Origin of the sequence: Arthrobacter sp. BL-252-APC-1A, assembly GCF_009696625.1 — a bacterium.
Classification (GTDB): Bacteria; Actinomycetota; Actinomycetes; order Actinomycetales; family Micrococcaceae; genus Arthrobacter_B.
Genome location: NZ_VULS01000001.1, coordinates 369,296 through 384,533 on the forward strand (window position 1 = coordinate 369,296; position 15,238 = coordinate 384,533).

The 15,238-nt window shown below is 65.0% G+C and carries 12 protein-coding genes; 10 read left to right on the plus strand and 2 right to left on the minus strand.

Annotated features, from left to right (window positions below):
- Positions 1 to 63: 63 nt before the first annotated feature.
- Positions 64 to 843: a trans-aconitate 2-methyltransferase gene (locus FYJ28_RS01715; RefSeq protein WP_154578065.1), complete on the plus strand. Its 780-nt coding sequence runs from the start codon at positions 64 to 66 to the stop codon at positions 841 to 843.
- A 76-nt stretch (positions 844 to 919) separates the two neighbouring features.
- Here the strand turns inward: FYJ28_RS01715 and FYJ28_RS01720 are convergent, their stop codons facing one another.
- Positions 920 to 1,711: an amino acid permease gene (locus FYJ28_RS01720; RefSeq protein ID WP_154578066.1), complete on the minus strand. Its 792-nt coding sequence runs from the start codon at positions 1,709 to 1,711 to the stop codon at positions 920 to 922.
- A 90-nt stretch (positions 1,712 to 1,801) separates the two neighbouring features.
- The gene (locus FYJ28_RS01725) at positions 1,802 to 2,449 is read right to left on the minus strand and encodes an MBL fold metallo-hydrolase (protein ID WP_055241208.1); all 648 of its coding nucleotides are present in this window, start codon (positions 2,447 to 2,449) and stop codon (positions 1,802 to 1,804) included.
- 132 nt (positions 2,450 to 2,581) lie between these two features.
- Between FYJ28_RS01725 and FYJ28_RS01730 the strand changes: the two genes are divergently transcribed.
- The 9 genes from FYJ28_RS01730 to FYJ28_RS01770 all read left to right on the plus strand — a co-directional run bounded on the left by FYJ28_RS01730 (position 2,582) and on the right by FYJ28_RS01770 (position 15,233).
- Positions 2,582 to 4,315 carry an ABC transporter ATP-binding protein gene (locus tag FYJ28_RS01730; protein WP_055241206.1) on the plus strand — a complete coding sequence of 578 codons (1,734 nt, stop codon included), beginning with the start codon at positions 2,582 to 2,584 and terminating at the stop codon, positions 4,313 to 4,315.
- A gap of 2 nt (positions 4,316 to 4,317) precedes the next feature.
- Positions 4,318 to 6,231 (plus strand): ABC transporter ATP-binding protein, encoded by a 1,914-nt coding sequence (locus FYJ28_RS01735; protein WP_154578203.1) that lies wholly within the window; start codon positions 4,318 to 4,320, stop codon positions 6,229 to 6,231.
- Positions 6,232 to 6,325: 94 nt separating this feature from the next.
- A complete protein-coding gene (locus FYJ28_RS01740; RefSeq protein WP_055241201.1) occupies positions 6,326 to 6,703 on the plus strand; it encodes a GntR family transcriptional regulator in 378 nt (125 codons plus the stop codon).
- 54 nt (positions 6,704 to 6,757) lie between these two features.
- Positions 6,758 to 9,649: an excinuclease ABC subunit UvrA gene (gene uvrA / locus FYJ28_RS01745; protein ID WP_404319949.1), complete on the plus strand. Its 2,892-nt coding sequence runs from the start codon at positions 6,758 to 6,760 to the stop codon at positions 9,647 to 9,649.
- Positions 9,650 to 9,805: 156 nt separating this feature from the next.
- Complete coding sequence (locus FYJ28_RS01750; RefSeq protein WP_326831440.1) at positions 9,806 to 10,501, plus strand: HAD hydrolase-like protein; 696 nt, start codon at positions 9,806 to 9,808, stop codon at positions 10,499 to 10,501.
- A complete protein-coding gene (locus FYJ28_RS01755; protein ID WP_055241197.1) occupies positions 10,488 to 11,156 on the plus strand; it encodes a lysophospholipid acyltransferase family protein in 669 nt (222 codons plus the stop codon). The genes FYJ28_RS01750 and FYJ28_RS01755 overlap by 14 nt, the downstream gene beginning before the upstream one ends.
- Before the next feature lie 67 nt (positions 11,157 to 11,223).
- Positions 11,224 to 13,224: an excinuclease ABC subunit UvrC gene (gene uvrC / locus FYJ28_RS01760; protein WP_326831441.1), complete on the plus strand. Its 2,001-nt coding sequence runs from the start codon at positions 11,224 to 11,226 to the stop codon at positions 13,222 to 13,224.
- An 83-nt stretch (positions 13,225 to 13,307) separates the two neighbouring features.
- Positions 13,308 to 14,207: an RNase adapter RapZ gene (gene rapZ, locus FYJ28_RS01765; RefSeq protein ID WP_154578067.1), complete on the plus strand. Its 900-nt coding sequence runs from the start codon at positions 13,308 to 13,310 to the stop codon at positions 14,205 to 14,207.
- Positions 14,208 to 15,233 carry a gluconeogenesis factor YvcK family protein gene (locus FYJ28_RS01770; RefSeq protein WP_055241191.1) on the plus strand — a complete coding sequence of 342 codons (1,026 nt, stop codon included), beginning with the start codon at positions 14,208 to 14,210 and terminating at the stop codon, positions 15,231 to 15,233.
- Positions 15,234 to 15,238: the final 5 nt, after the last annotated feature.

The window sequence follows — 15,238 nt, forward strand, 5'->3', positions numbered from 1 at the left end:
GGAAAATCCCCCGGCCGTGGTGTTTCGCTGCCGGACAGGAGCAGCACTGCTAGGCTCGCGCCCATGAAATGGGACCCCGAACGCTATACACAGTTCTCCAGCTACCGCGACCGGCCGTTCTTTGATCTTGCCGCCCGGATTGGGGCGGAGGAACCGGAATGGGTGGCGGACCTCGGCTGCGGCACCGGAGCGCTCACCGCAGTCCTGGCCGACCGCTGGCCGGGAGCGTCTGTCACCGGGATCGATTCCTCGGAAGACATGATCCGCGAGGCCGCGCCGCGCTCGGCCGGCAACCTGGGCTTCGCACAGGGGCAGATCCAGGACTGGGAACCGTCCCCGGGCCGTGGGGTGCTGCTCTCCAATGCCGCGCTGCAGTGGGTCCCGGAACACACTGACCTGCTGGCACGCTGGGCTAAGGAAGTGGATCCGGGATCCTGGCTGGCGGTCCAGGTGCCGGGCAATTTCCATGCCCCGTCCCATGCGCTGATGCGGGAGCTTGCCGGGAGCCCGCGGTGGAGTCCCGCGCTCGCAGGCGTGCTGCGGGGCGGGGATTCAGTCGCGGAGCCCGCGCAGTACCTTGAGCTGCTGGTGGAGGCAGGTTTGGAAGCGGATGTGTGGGAGACCAGCTACCAGCAGGTGCTTACCGGGCCGGACCCTGTCCTGGACTGGGTCCGCGGAACAGCACTCCGTCCGGTAATGGCAGCACTTGACCCGCAGGACTATGCCGCTTTCGAGACCGAATACGGTGCCCTGCTGCGGGAGGCATATCCAGCGAACAGCTGGGGGACAGTGCTGCCGTTTAGGCGGATCTTCATGGTGGGCAGGAAAGGTATCACCGCCTAGGCTTCGGGCGGGAGTCTTCGCACACGGTATCGGCGGCCACTGCCCGGCAGTGCGGCTCCGGTACGGGCAGCCTTCATCAGCGGCGTGTTGAGGGGCTGGCTGCAGCCAGCACCGCCAGAAGTGGGATGACCGGCCCCAGGGGCAGCCGGGCTCCCTCGCCCGGCCACTTTCGGAAGCCCAGTACGGCCGCCGCCGCGCTCACTACGATCATGGCAATGATTGCAGCCACGTTGGCCACTGAGACCACGAAGGTGGTGTCGCGCAGGACCACCAGCAGCACGGTGATGACTCCCAGCAGGAGCACGCTCACGTAGGGATGTCCGTGGCTGGTATGCCTTCCCAAAGCCGGAGGGACGTCGCCGCGGGCAACCATGCGCAGCATGATCTCGGAGGCCCCGAGGACGTTGGCGTTGGCGCCTGAGAGGGTTGAGAGGCAGGCGGCAAAGGCCACCAGCAGGCCTCCCCAGGCGCCCATGACATTCTCGGCGGCCTGAGAAACCCCGGTGGCGCTGAAAGAGATGATGCCGCTGGCCGACATCGCGAGCACGGTACCCAGATACACCGCGGCTGAGACGAGGGTGGTGAGCATTATGGCGCGGGGTACCTTCGCCAGCTTGATGCCCACAATCCAGGTTTCCGCCCGGGCAACCAGCGACGTCGGGCCCAGGTTCAGTGCGGTGACCAGCACGGTGGCGGCGAGGATATAGCTGAGTGCCGCACCGGGTCCTGCCAGGTTGAGTGCAGCGCCTGACAGGGCGAAGACCCCGCCGCCCACCGTGGTGCCCACGCCGAAGGCCACGCAGGCCACCAGCCCGATCTGTCCGGGCGCACGGCGCCCGGCGGAGTCAGTCGACGCTGGATTGGCCATGGCTGTACGCTCCCAGTCGGTCCGGCAGGCCCCCTCGGAGCGTAGGACCGTCAGTGGAACGGGGTCAACGCCCTGTCTTCCATAGGCCGCTTACCAGCCCCGTTCCTTCCACTCTGCCAGGTGCGGACGCTCGGCGCCGAGGGTGGTGCCGGCTCCGTGCCCGGGATGGACCAGGGTGTCATCGGGGAACTTCTCGAATATACGTTCGACTACATCGGTGAAGAGCGAGTTGAAGCGCTCCGGATCTTTCTGGGTGTTTCCCACTCCTCCGGGAAAGAGTGAATCACCCGTGAACAGGTGTGCCGGGCCCTCCGGGTCCCGGTAGACCAGCGCCACGGAACCGGGGGTGTGTCCCCGCAGGGCAATGACCTCCAGGTCAAAGCCGTCGAAGTCCAGGACGTCCCCGTGGGAGAGCGGAACCTCGGTTGGCACCTCAATGTCCGGGACGTCCTCTGTTCCGGCCGCTGTGCGGGCCCCGGTGGCGGCGGCGGCATCGGCGAGCGCGCGTACATGGTCCCAGTGGCTGTGGGTCGTAATGATCATCCGGACGGAGGCTTCAGTGTGGCCGCCGTAGAGATCAGCCGCACCGGCGTCGAGCAGCTCCCGGATGCGCGGGAAATCATCGGCCGCATCGATCAGGACCTGGGCGCCTGAGTTCCTGGCGGTGAGGACATACACGTTGTTGTCCATGGAGCCTACGGATGCACTGCGAATCGAGACGTTCTTCGTATCCAACATGGCGCCAGTCTAAGGGGCGGCGCCGCCCGGCCCGCTGCAGAACCGCTGTGTCCGGATGTGCCTTGCCCGCACAGCAGTGCCGGGCGTACGTTCAGATGGAGCCGGAACGTCCCGGCAGTACCGGGAGGATAAGTGCTTCTTCGGCTCGTTCGCGAAAACCTGGCACCGTACAAGGGTGCCGTCACCGCCGTCGTCATCCTGCAGTTCCTGCAGACCGCTGCCACACTGTTCCTGCCCACGCTGAACGCGGACATCATCGACCAGGGTGTGGTCCGCGGGGACACCGCCGCCATCATGTCCATTGGCGGCTGGATGCTTGCTGTCACGGCAGCGCAGGTGGTCTGCTCGGTGGCGGCCACCTATTACTCTGCACGCACGGCCATGAGGGTCGGACGCAACGTGCGCAATGCGCTGTTCACCAATGTGGAGACGTTCTCAGGGCGGGAAGTCGGTCTGTTCGGAGCGCCGTCGCTGATCACCCGGACCACCAATGACGTGCAGCAGGTGCAGATGTCCCTGCTGCTGACCATGACCATGATGGTGTCCGCTCCCATCATGGGCGTGGGCGGAGTGCTGCTGGCCCTGAACCAGGACATTCCCCTCTCCGGGATCCTGCTGCTGATTCTTCCGGTCCTGGTGGTGATCATCGGGCTGGTGCTGCGCCGGCTCGTGCCGCTGTTCCGCAGGGCCCAGAAGCAGATCGACCGGGTCAACGGTGTGCTGCGCGAACAGATCATGGGAATCGCCGTCATCCGCGCGTTCGTGCGCGAACGCAGCGAGACGCAGCGGTTTGACAGCGCGAACCAGGAGCTCACCGGCACCCAGCTGCGGGTAAGCCAGTACCTGGCGCTGCTGTTCCCCGCCACGATGCTGGTCGCCAACCTGGCCACCGTGGCCGTCGTCTGGTTCGGCGCCTTCCGGATCGATGCCGGCCAGATGCAGATCGGTGCACTGACTGCTTTCATCGCCTACATCATGCAGATCCTCATGGCGGTGATGATGTCCATGTTCATGATCATGATGCTCCCGCGTGCTGCGGTCTGCGCTGAACGGATCTACGAGGTCCTGGACACCCGCACCAGTGTGCAGGACGCCCCGGGCGCCCGCGAGCTCGATTACGACGGCGGCAGGCTGGTGTTCACGGGGGTCGGCTTCACCTACCCCGGCGCTGAGGACCCGGTGCTGCGGGACATCAGCTTCGAAGCGGAGCCGGGGCAGACCACGGCGATTATCGGATCCACGGGGTCCGGCAAGTCCACCCTGCTTAACCTGGTGCCGCGCCTGCTCGACCGCACCGAGGGGACCATCAGCGTGGACGGGCAGGATACTGCCGGTGTGACACTGCATTCCCTGCGCGCAGGCATTGGGCTGGTTCCACAGCGGGCACACCTGTTTTCCGGAACGATTGCCTCGAACCTGCGCTTCGGCAAGCCCGACGCCACGGAAGAGGAACTCTGGGAAGCACTGGAAATAGCCCAGGCGGCAGACTTTGTCCGGGCCGCAGAGGGAGGCCTGGACCACCAGGTGGAACAGGGCGGCGGCAACTTCTCCGGAGGCCAGCGGCAGCGCCTGGCTATCGCACGGGCACTGGTGGTCCGTCCGGACATCTACCTCTTCGATGACAGTTTCTCTGCCCTGGACTTCGTCACGGATGCCCGGCTCAGGGCAGCCCTGAAGCAGCGCACGGCCCACGCGACGGTGCTGGTGGTCGCCCAGCGGGTGAACACCATTACCGACGCCGCACGGATCGTCGTCCTCGACGAAGGAAGGATTGCCGGGATCGGCAGTCATCTTGAGCTGATGGAAACCAGTCCCACCTACCGGGAGATTGTCTCCTCCCAGTACACCCCGGAGGAGGCACTGTGAGCATGCACGGACGCGGGGCCCCCGCCGCGAAGCCCGCCAGTTTCGCTGCCTCATCGGCCCGCCTGCTGCGGCTGCTGTCCCCGGACCGGTGGCGGGTGGCGGCGGTGCTGCTCTGCGGCGTCGTTTCAGTGGCGCTCGCGGTCACTGCACCCAAGGTGCTCGGCGATGCGACCAACGTGATCTTCGACGGCGTGATCGGAGCGTCGCTCACCCCCGGGGTTTCCAAGGAAGCCCAGGTGGAGGCACTGCGTGCATCAGGGGAGAGCCAGCTGGCAGACATGCTCGCCGCCATGGACGCCATACCGGGGGAGGGAATCAACTTCGGCACACTGGGCGCGCTCCTGACCGGAGTGCTTGCCATCTACCTCGCCTCGTTCTTCTTTGGCTGGGTGCAGGCAAGGGTGACCGCACGGATAGTGCAGAACGCGATGTACCGGCTGCGCAGGGACGTGGATGCCAAGCTCTTCCGCCTGCCGATGTCCCACTTCCAGCAGCAGTCACGCGGCGATGTGCTGAGCCGGGTCACCAATGACATCGACAATCTGGCCCAGACCCTGTCGCAGAGCATTACGCAGGTCATCACGTCCGTGCTGACTATTGTGGGCGTTCTGGGCATGATGCTGTGGATCTCCCCCCTGCTTGCACTGATCGCCGTGCTGACGGTGCCGGTTTCTGCCCTGGTGACCATCCTGATCGCCCGGCGCTCGCAGGTGCAGTTCAAAGCCCAGTGGAAGACCACCGGCGAAGTGAACGGCTATATCGAGGAAATGTTCACGGGCCAGGACGTGGTCAAGGCATTCGGCCAGCAGGAACGCGTTGTGGCCGGCTTTGTGCCCGGCAATGTACGCCTCTATGAATCATCCTTCCGGGCACAGTTTGTCTCCGGTGTGATCATGCCGACCATGACCTTCATCTCCAACCTGAACTATGTACTGGTAGCGGTGGTCGGCGGCATCCAGGTTGCCGGCGGCACTCTTTCAATTGGCGGAGTGCAGGCATTCGTCCAGTACAGCCGGCAGTTCAGCCAGCCCCTGGGCCAGCTTGGCGGGCTGATCAACATGCTCCAGTCCGGACTCGCTTCGGCGGAACGGGTCTTCGCCCTGCTTGATGCGAAGGAGATCGCGCCCGACCCCAAGGACCCGGTACGGCTTGGCCGGGTCCGCGGCGACGTGGCGTTCCGGCACGTCTCGTTCTCCTACAGCCCCGAGGCGCCGCTGATCCGGGACCTCTCTTTCGAAGCGAAGCCCGGCCAGACGGTTGCCATCGTGGGCCCAACGGGTGCCGGCAAGACCACACTGGTGAATCTGCTGATGCGCTTCTACGACGTTGATTCCGGCGAAATCACAATCGACGGCGTGAACGCCATGTCCATGAAGCGCGACGACGTCCGCCGCAGCATCGGCATGGTCCTCCAGGACGCGTGGCTCTTCGAAGGCACGATCCGGGAGAATCTGGCTTACGGGGCGCCGGACGCCACCGAGGAACAGATCATCGACGCCGCCAAGGCAACACACGTGGACCACTTTGTCCGGTCACTGCCGGATGGCTATGACACGGTGCTTGCCTCCGACGGCGGATCGCTGAGCCAGGGCCAGCGCCAGCTCATCACCATCGCCCGTGCCTGGCTTGCCAACCCGGCCATCCTCATCCTGGACGAGGCAACCAGCTCCGTGGACACACGCACTGAAGTCTCCATCCGCCTTGCCCTTGGAGCTCTCCGCGAAGCGCGCACCAGCTTCGTCATTGCCCACCGCCTTTCCACCATCCGGGACGCGGACGTCATCCTGGCGGTCCGGGACGGGCAGATCGTTGAGCAGGGAACCCACACCGCACTCCTGGAGGCAGGCGGGTTCTACGCCCAGCTGTACCAGTCCCAGTTCAGCGAACCTGCTGCCGCCGCGGACGCACCGGAATAGCCCCGCCTCCCGCACCGGCCCTGGAGTGCCATGGCAAGATGGAACCGGACCCGGCCGCAGCGGCGGACGGGCAGGCGGACAAGAAAGCGGTGGCATGAACGACGGCGTGCTCTCCTGGGTGCGGATCGATACCGCGAGTTCGGTGCCCCCGTTTGAACAGATCCGGCTGCAGATCCTCGATGCGGCAAACGACGGCAGCCTTCCGGTAGGGACCCGACTCCCGCCGGTGCGTACCCTGGCCGCCCAGCTTGGCCTGGCGGTCAACACGGTAGCGCGTGCCTACCGGGAACTTGAACACGCCGAGGTGGTCACCACCCGTTCCAGGGCCGGCACTGTTGTGGCAGCGGCGGGGGACAACGGCCGCCGCCGTGTCGCGGAAGCCGCACGGGTTTTCGCCGAAACCGTCAGCGCCAATGGCGTGAGCCACAAGGATGCCCTGGCCTTCGTGGAAGCAGCCCTACGCCAGCGGTGAACACACCGGCTCTCGAATACGTCTTCGAATCCGGATTGATCTAGAGTGGAAAGCGTGTCTACCGCGACTTCACTGACTTCTGGCCACAATCCGCACCACGCCGGCGATCTCTCACGCCTGGTAGTGAAAGGTGCGCGCGAGCACAACCTGCAGAACGTGGACCTTGATCTCCCGCGTGACGCGATGATCGTGTTTACGGGCCTGTCCGGCTCGGGGAAGTCCTCACTTGCCTTCGACACGATCTTTGCCGAGGGCCAGCGCCGCTACGTTGAATCCCTTTCCTCCTATGCCCGGATGTTCCTGGGCCAGGTGGACAAGCCGGACGTGGACTTCATTGAAGGACTTTCTCCGGCGGTCTCGATCGACCAGAAGTCCACGAGCCGCAACCCGCGCTCAACGGTTGGCACCATCACGGAAATCCACGACTACATGCGCCTGCTCTGGGCGCGCGTGGGTACCCCGTTCTGCCCGGTATGCGGCGAGCCCGTCAGCCGGCAGACCCCGCAGCAAATCACTGACCAGCTGCTGGAACTCGAAGAGGGCACCCGCTACCAGATCCTGGCGCCGGTGGTCCGGGGCCGCAAGGGCGAGTTCGTAGACCTGTTCAAGGACCTGGCCGCAAAGGGCTATTCCCGCGCCAAGGTGGACGGCAATCTGGTCCAGCTCTCCGATCCGCCCAAGCTGGGCAAGCAGTACAAGCACACCATTGAGGTGGTCATCGACCGCCTGGTGGCCAAGGAAGGCATCCGCCAGCGCCTCACGGATTCCGTGGAAACCGCACTTTCGCTGGCTGAGGGCAGGGTCCTGGCCGACTTCGTGGACCTGCCGGAGGACAGCCCCGAGCGCACCCGGGCCTTCTCTGAACACCTGGCCTGCCCCAACGAGCATCCGCTGGCCATCGATGAGATCGAGCCGCGTTCCTTCTCCTTCAACAACCCGTTCGGGGCCTGCCCCGTGTGCACCGGCATCGGGTCCCGGCTGGAAGTCGACGAGGAACTCGTAGTCCCCAACCCCAACCTGAGCCTGGCCGCCGGTGCCATCGCCCCGTGGTCCATGGGCACCGCCACCACCGAATACTGGAACCGGCTCCTGGCCGGCCTTGCCAAGGACATGGGATTCTCCATGGACGTGCCGTGGAAGAAACTCCCCGCCAAGGCACGCGAAGCCGTGCTGCACGGCAAGGACCACAAAGTCGTAGTCCAGTACCGCAACCGCTTCGGCCGTGAACGCAAGTACACCACCGGCTTCGAGGGCGTGATTGGGTACATCAAGCGCAAGCACACCGAAACCGAGTCGGAGAGTTCACGCGACCGGTACGAAGAGTACATGCGCGAAATTGCCTGCCCGGAGTGCGGCGGCGCACGGCTCAACCCGGCGTCCCTGTCCGTCCTGATCAACAAGCGGAACATCGCCGAGGCCAGCGCCATGCCGCTGCGCGAGGCGGCTGACTTCTTTGAGCACCTTGAACTCACGGACCGCGAAGCCAAGATCGGCGAGCAGGTCCTCAAGGAAATCAATGCACGCCTGACGTTCCTGCTTGACGTGGGACTTGAATACCTCTCGCTGGACCGGCCCGCCGCGACGCTGTCCGGCGGTGAGGCACAGCGCATCCGCCTGGCAACGCAGATCGGTTCCGGCCTGGTCGGTGTCCTCTACGTCCTGGACGAACCGTCGATCGGCCTGCATCAGCGGGACAACCGGCGGCTGATCGAGACGCTGGCCCGGCTCCGGAACCTCGGCAACACCCTGATTGTGGTGGAGCACGACGAAGACACGATCCATGAAGCGGACTGGGTTGTCGACGTCGGACCCGGCGCCGGGGAAAAGGGCGGCGAGATCGTCCACTCCGGACCGCTGTCCGAGCTGCTCACCAACACCCGGTCCATCACCGGCGACTACCTCTCCGGCCGGCGGAAGATCGAGATTCCCGCCAAGCGCCGGAAGGTGGACAAGTCCAGGCAGCTCAAGATTGTGGGCGCCCGGGAGAACAACCTGCGCAACATCGACGTGAACGTGCCGCTGGGCGTATTCACCGCGGTCACGGGTGTCTCCGGGTCCGGCAAGTCCACTCTGATCAATGACATCCTCTACCGGGTCCTGGCCAGCAAGCTCAACGGCGCCAAGCATGTTGCCGGCCGGCACACCCGAGTGGACGGACTGGAGCACCTGGACAAGGTAATCCACGTGGACCAGAGCCCGATTGGACGCACCCCGCGCTCCAACGCGGCCACGTACACGGGCGTTTTCGACCACATCCGCAAGCTTTTCGCTGAGACCACCGAGGCTAAGGTACGCGGCTACCTGCCGGGACGGTTCTCCTTCAACGTCAAGGGCGGCCGCTGCGAGGCCTGCCACGGCGACGGCACCCTCAAGATCGAAATGAACTTCCTCCCGGACGTCTACGTTCCGTGCGAGGTCTGCCACGGAGCCCGCTTCAACCGCGAAACCCTGGAGGTCCATTACAAGGGCAAGAACATTGCCGAGGTGCTGAACATGCCGATTGCTGAGGCGGCGGAGTTCTTCGCAGCCTTTGCACCCATCGCACGGCACCTCAACACACTCGTTGACGTCGGACTCGGGTACGTACGGCTGGGCCAGCCTGCCACCACCCTCTCCGGCGGCGAAGCACAGCGCGTAAAGCTTGCTGCCGAGCTGCAGAAGCGCTCCAACGGGCGCAGCGTCTATGTGCTGGATGAGCCCACGACCGGACTGCACTTCGAGGACGTGCGCAAGCTGCTCCTCGTGCTGCAGGGACTCGTGGACAAGGGCAACACCGTGATCACGATCGAGCACAATCTTGATGTCATCAAGAGTGCGGACTGGATCATTGACCTGGGACCCGACGGCGGCACGGGCGGCGGCATGGTTGTGGCTTCGGGCACGCCGGAGAAGGTGGCGAAGTCCCCGGACAGCCACACCGGCAGGTTCCTCGCAGAGATCCTCTAGGGCGCCAAATCCGGCATTGGTGCCGGGACCGAACAACGGCAACTGCCCGTCTGGAGATCCAGGCGGGCAGTTGCCGTGCCCGGGAGGATCCAAACATATTCCGAGCCGGTAATACGTATTTACGCCCGTGCGGCTTCTCTGTGCGAAACTTGGCCGGTGACTGATTCCCGGCTCCTGGTCCTCTTCGATCTCGACGGCACCCTTGTGGATCCTGCAGGCAGCATTACCGGAGGCATAGCCTCGGCGCTGGCAGCCACAGGTCTCCCGGTTCCCGCGGAGGCGGAACTGCAGCGGATGGTCGGGCCGGCACTTAAAGAATCCCTCATATCGATCGCCGGGGTCCCGGAGTACCTGCTCGACGCCGTCATCACCAGGTACCGCGCGGGCTACCGGGAGACCGGCATGGCCGAGAGCCGGCCGTATCCGGGTATTGCAGAGGTTGTCAGCGAACTCAGGGATGCCGGAGCACTGGTGGCTGTAGCCACCCAAAAGCCCGAACCGATCGCGCGGCAGCTCCTGGCTGTCCAGCAGCTGGACAGCCTTTTCGACTCCATCCACGGCTCACCTGCCGACGAACGGCTGGCTGCCCCGGACGGGAAGGTTTCGATCATCCGCGCTGCCCTTGACGCGCACGCGGGGAAATACTCTGCCGCGGTCATGGTGGGAGACCGTTCCCACGACGTGCATGGAAGCACTGCGAACGGCGTCCCCTGCATCGGTGTGGCCTGGGGCTTCGCACCCGACGGAGAGCTCGAAGCTGCCGGTGCCGCCGCCGTCGTGCATTCCGCGCACGAGCTGCCCCAAGCCGTCTACGCGGCCGCAGACCGGGCAGGTGCCCATGGGACTGTATAACCTCACCCGGTCCAGCACACGCGGACTGATCAAAATGTGCCGGCCGAAGATCACCGGGCTGGAGAACGTTCCCACCACCGGCCCCTTCATTGTCGCCGCAAACCACCTGTCCTTCCTGGACAGTGTCCTCATCCAGGCACTTATGCCGCGCCGGGTTGGGTTCTTTGCCAAGGCAGAGTACTTCACCACGCCGGGGCTCAAAGGCGCCGCCATGCGGAACTTCTTTGAGAGCGTTGGATCAATCCCGGTGGAGCGGGACCAGCAGGCAGCCAGCGTCGCAGCACTGAAGTCCCTCCTGGACGTCTTGGAGTCCGGCGGCGGAATCGGCATCTATCCGGAAGGAACCCGTTCCCGTGACGGCCTGCTCTACCGCGGCCGCACCGGCGTCGGCTGGCTGGCCCTGACCTCAGGTGCGCCGGTGGTCCCGGTGGGACTGATCGGGACGGAACGGCTGCAGCCGGCCGGCAGGAAGTGGGTCAAACCGCATTCCTTCACCATGTCGGTGGGACGTCCGCTCTACTTCTCCAAGACCGGGCCCCGGCATGCCCTCCCCGAACGGCGCCGGGTGACCGACCAGGTCATGGACGCCATCGCTGAACTCTCCGGCCAGGAGCGCGCTTCCAGCTACAACCAAAACAAGCCCGACGGAGCCTAGGCACCGGGTTTGCGCGTGCGGCGAAACTCCGCAGCCTGGTGCAGGGACTGCGCCGTAGGATGGAAAAGTGGCAGATCCAGCAACTTACCGGCCCCGGACGGGGGAGATCCCGACCGAACCCGGGGTGTACCGTTTCCGCGATGAGCACCGCCGGGTAATTTACGTAGGCAAGGCGAAGAACCTCCGGTCCCGGCTGAACTCCTACTTTGCAAGTCCGGGCCAGCTGCTCCCCAAGACCCGGGCCATGGTCTTCACCGCTACCAGCGTTGAATGGACCGTGGTTGGCACTGAACTCGAAGCGCTGCAGCTCGAGTACACCTGGATCAAGGAGTTCAATCCCCGGTTCAACATCATGTTCCGGGATGACAAGAGCTACCCGTATCTGGCGGTCACCATGGGGGAGAAGTACCCGCGCGCACAGGTGATGCGCGGAGACCGGCGGAAGGACACCCGCTACTTCGGCCCGTTCTATCCCGCCAAGGCCATTCGGGAGACGCTGGATACCCTGCTGCGCGTCTTCCCGGTCCGCACCTGCAGTGCGGGTGTCTTCAAACGCGCTGAACGCACCGGCCGTCCCTGCCTGCTCGGCTACATCGACAAGTGTTCAGCGCCGTGCGTAGGACGGATCAGCGCCGAAGACCACCGTGCGCTGGCGGCAGAGCTGTGTTCCTTTATGTCCGGGGAAGGCAAGCGCTTCATCCATGACCTGGAGAAGCAGATGCAGGCCGCCGTCGCGGAACTGGACTACGAATCCGCTGCCCGGCTGCGCGATGACATTGCCGCACTGAAAAAGGTCTTCGAACGCAACACCGTGGTTCTCTCCGAGGACACCGACGCGGACATCTTCGGCATGGTCCAGGACGAGCTGGAAGCATCGATCCAGGTCTTCCACGTCCGCGGCGGCCGGATCCGGGGACAGCGCGGCTGGGTTGTGGAGAAGGTGGAGGACATGGACACCGGGGAGATCGTGGAGCATCTCCTCCAGCAGGTCTACGGTGAAGCAGCCATGTCCGACCGCATTCCACGCCGGGTCCTGGTGCCCGTCCTGCCGGACAACGCCGAAGAGCTGCAGGTGTGGCTCCGCGGACTGCGCGGATCCAAGGTCAAGATCTCGGTTCCGCAGCGCGGGGACAAGAAATCCCTGCTGGAGACCGTGACCCGCAATGCCGAAGATGCCATGCGGCTGCACAAGAGCCGCCGGGCCGGAGACCTAACCACCCGCTCCGCAGCGCTCTCTGAGCTGCAGGAGGCGCTGGACCTGCCGGTGCCGCTGCTGCGCATCGAGTGCTATGACATCTCCCACGTTCAGGGCACCAACGTGGTGGCGTCCATGGTGGTTGCCGAAGACGGGCTGATGAAGAAGTCCGACTACCGGCGCTTCTCCATCACCGGCGAAGCTGCCCGGGACGACACCGCCTCGATGTACGACGTCATCTCCCGCAGGTTCAAGCACTACCTTGCCGAGAACTTCGATCCTGCCGCCGCGGTTCCCGATGCCGAGCCGAAGACCGAAGCGGCGGGCGGGAACCCGGAGAACCCGCTGGCGGACACGCTCACGGCACCGCCCAAGGCAAAGTTCGCCTATCCGCCCAATCTCGTAGTGGTCGACGGCGGCAAACCCCAGGTCACCGCGGCGTCCCGCGCACTGGCAGACCTCGGTATCACCGACGTCTACGTTGTGGGCCTGGCCAAACGGCTTGAAGAAGTGTGGGTTCCGGAGAGTGACTTCCCCGTGATCCTGCCGAGGTCCTCCCAGGCCCTGTTCCTGCTGCAGCGGATCCGGGACGAAGCGCACCGGTTCGCCATCACGTTCCACCGGCAGAAGCGCGGCAAATCCATGACGGCGTCCATCCTGGACTCTGTCCCGGGACTGGGCCCCGCCAAGCAGAAGGCGCTGCTGAAGCACTTCGGGTCGGTGCGCAGGCTCAAGCAGGCCGACACGGCGCAGCTGCTTGAAGTCCCCGGTATCGGTCCTTCAATGGCCGCTGCCGTGCAGGCAGCACTGGCCAATGCGGCTGAAGCGGCTCCCGCCGTGAACATGGCCACCGGCGAAATAGTTGAATCTTAGTTAGGCTGGGAAGGCCGGACTCCGGCGGAAGCAGGCGGCCCCCGGCACCGGGAGCCAGGCGAGCGACAGGAACAAACAAAAACATGACTGAAGTGGACGGGCTGCGAAGCGTCAAGCCTGCCGAGTCCGAACTGCTTGTTGTCACCGGTATGTCCGGTGCCGGCCGCAGCACAGCTGCCAACGCGCTGGAGGACCACGGCTGGTATGTGGTGGAGAACCTGCCCCCGCTGATGCTCGGCACACTGACCGAACTCGTGTCCCGCATGCCGCACTCAATTCCGAAGCTCGCCGTCGTCATCGACGTGCGGAGCAAGGGACTGTTCCAGGACATCCGCGAAGCCCTGAACAACCTTCGTGCCGCCGGTGTCTCTTACCGTGTCCTGTTCCTGGAAGCCTCAGACCAGACCCTGGTCCAGCGCTTTGAATCCGGCCGCCGGCCGCACCCGCTTCAGGGGGACGGGCGGATCCTGGACGGCATTGCCGCCGAACGGGACGTGGTCAAGGAGCTGCGCGATGCTTCGGACATCATCATCGACACCTCCAAGCTCAACGTGCATGCTTTGGCCACCACAATCACGGAGCTTTTCACCGAGCAGGGTCCGATTGTGCTGCGAATCAACGTCATGAGCTTCGGTTTCAAGTACGGGCTCCCCGTTGACGCCAACTACGTTGCCGACGTCCGCTTCATTCCCAACCCGCACTGGGTTCCGCAGCTTCGCCCGCACACCGGCCAGGATGCCGATGTCCGTGACTTCGTCCTGGGCGCACACGGTACTTCGGAGTTCCTCGACAGATACGTCGAAGCCCTGGAGCCGGTTATCGATGGATACCGGCGCGAGAACAAGCACTACGCGACGATCGCCGTTGGCTGCACCGGGGGCAAGCACCGTTCGGTAGCCGTTACCGAGGAGCTGGCCAAGCGCCTCGCGAAGCTTCCCCACGTCACCGTCAGCGCACACCACCGAGATCTGGGACGGGAATAGATGGGGTTCCTGACCGGCCCCATCCCGGTCCTTCCGGAAGGAACCACCCTCAAGGCTCCGAACGGCGCCAAGTCACCTGCCGTGGTGGCACTGGGGGGAGGGCACGGGCTTTCCGCTTCGCTGTCTGCCCTGCGGCTGCTCACCACCGACCTGACCGCCGTTGTCACCGTTGCCGACAACGGAGGATCCTCGGGCAGGCTGCGGAATGAGCTGGATGTGCTGCCGCCGGGCGATCTCCGGATGGCACTGGCTGCGCTCTGTGACGATACCGACTGGGGACGGACCTGGCGTGACGTCATGCAGCACCGCTTCCGTTCCCGCCCCGGCGTGGAAGGCTCCCTGGACAACCACGCCCTGGGAAACCTGCTGATCGTTACCCTGTGGGAACTCCTCGGCGACCCGGTTGCCGGGCTGCAGTGGGCAGGTGCCCTTTTGGGTGCCCGCGGGCAGGTGCTGCCTATGTCCACGCACCCGCTGACAATCCAGGGGGATGTTCTCCACCAGACTGACACTGGCCTGCGCCACGAGACCGTAACGGGGCAGGCGGAACTGGCGGCGGCCGGAACGCACTCGAACGTTCTCAACGTCCGCCTGCTGCCCTCGGACGCGCCCGCGTGCGCCGAAGCCATCAGCGCTATTGAACGGGCAGACTGGGTGATCCTGGGTCCGGGTTCGTGGTACACGTCCGTGCTGCCGCATCTGCTGCTGCCCCAGATGCGTGACGCGCTGTGCGCCACGAAGGCCCGGCGCTGCCTGACCATGAACCTGCGCAACGAGACGAAGGAAACGGCGGGGATGTCCGCCGTCGACCATCTGCAGGCCATCCGGCGCTATGCCCCGGGGTTCAAGGTCGACGCCGTGCTGGCCGATCCTGCGGTCGTCGAAGACCAGGACGCATTCGGCGAGGCGGCAGCGGAGATGGGGGCGAAGGCGGTCTTCGGTAAGGTAGGGGCAGCGGCCCGGCGGCCGATCCATGATCCGCTGAGGCTGGCCGCCGCGTATCACGATATTTTCGGGGAAAACTAGGAGTG

Excerpts from the sequence above, each read along its gene's own strand:
- FYJ28_RS01755 (WP_055241197.1), top strand. The coding sequence starts at position 10,488 with ATGGGACTGTATAACCTCACCCGGTCCAGCACACGCGGACTGATCAAA.
- FYJ28_RS01740 (WP_055241201.1), top strand. The coding sequence starts at position 6,326 with ATGAACGACGGCGTGCTCTCCTGGGTGCGGATCGATACCGCGAGTTCG.
- FYJ28_RS01720 (WP_154578066.1), bottom strand. The coding sequence starts at position 1,711 with ATGGCCAATCCAGCGTCGACTGACTCCGCCGGGCGCCGTGCGCCCGGA.
- FYJ28_RS01715 (WP_154578065.1), top strand. The coding sequence starts at position 64 with ATGAAATGGGACCCCGAACGCTATACACAGTTCTCCAGCTACCGCGAC.
- FYJ28_RS01735 (WP_154578203.1), top strand. The coding sequence starts at position 4,318 with ATGCACGGACGCGGGGCCCCCGCCGCGAAGCCCGCCAGTTTCGCTGCC.
- FYJ28_RS01770 (WP_055241191.1), top strand. The coding sequence starts at position 14,208 with ATGGGGTTCCTGACCGGCCCCATCCCGGTCCTTCCGGAAGGAACCACC.
- rapZ (WP_154578067.1), top strand. The coding sequence starts at position 13,308 with ATGACTGAAGTGGACGGGCTGCGAAGCGTCAAGCCTGCCGAGTCCGAA.
- FYJ28_RS01725 (WP_055241208.1), bottom strand. The coding sequence starts at position 2,449 with ATGTTGGATACGAAGAACGTCTCGATTCGCAGTGCATCCGTAGGCTCC.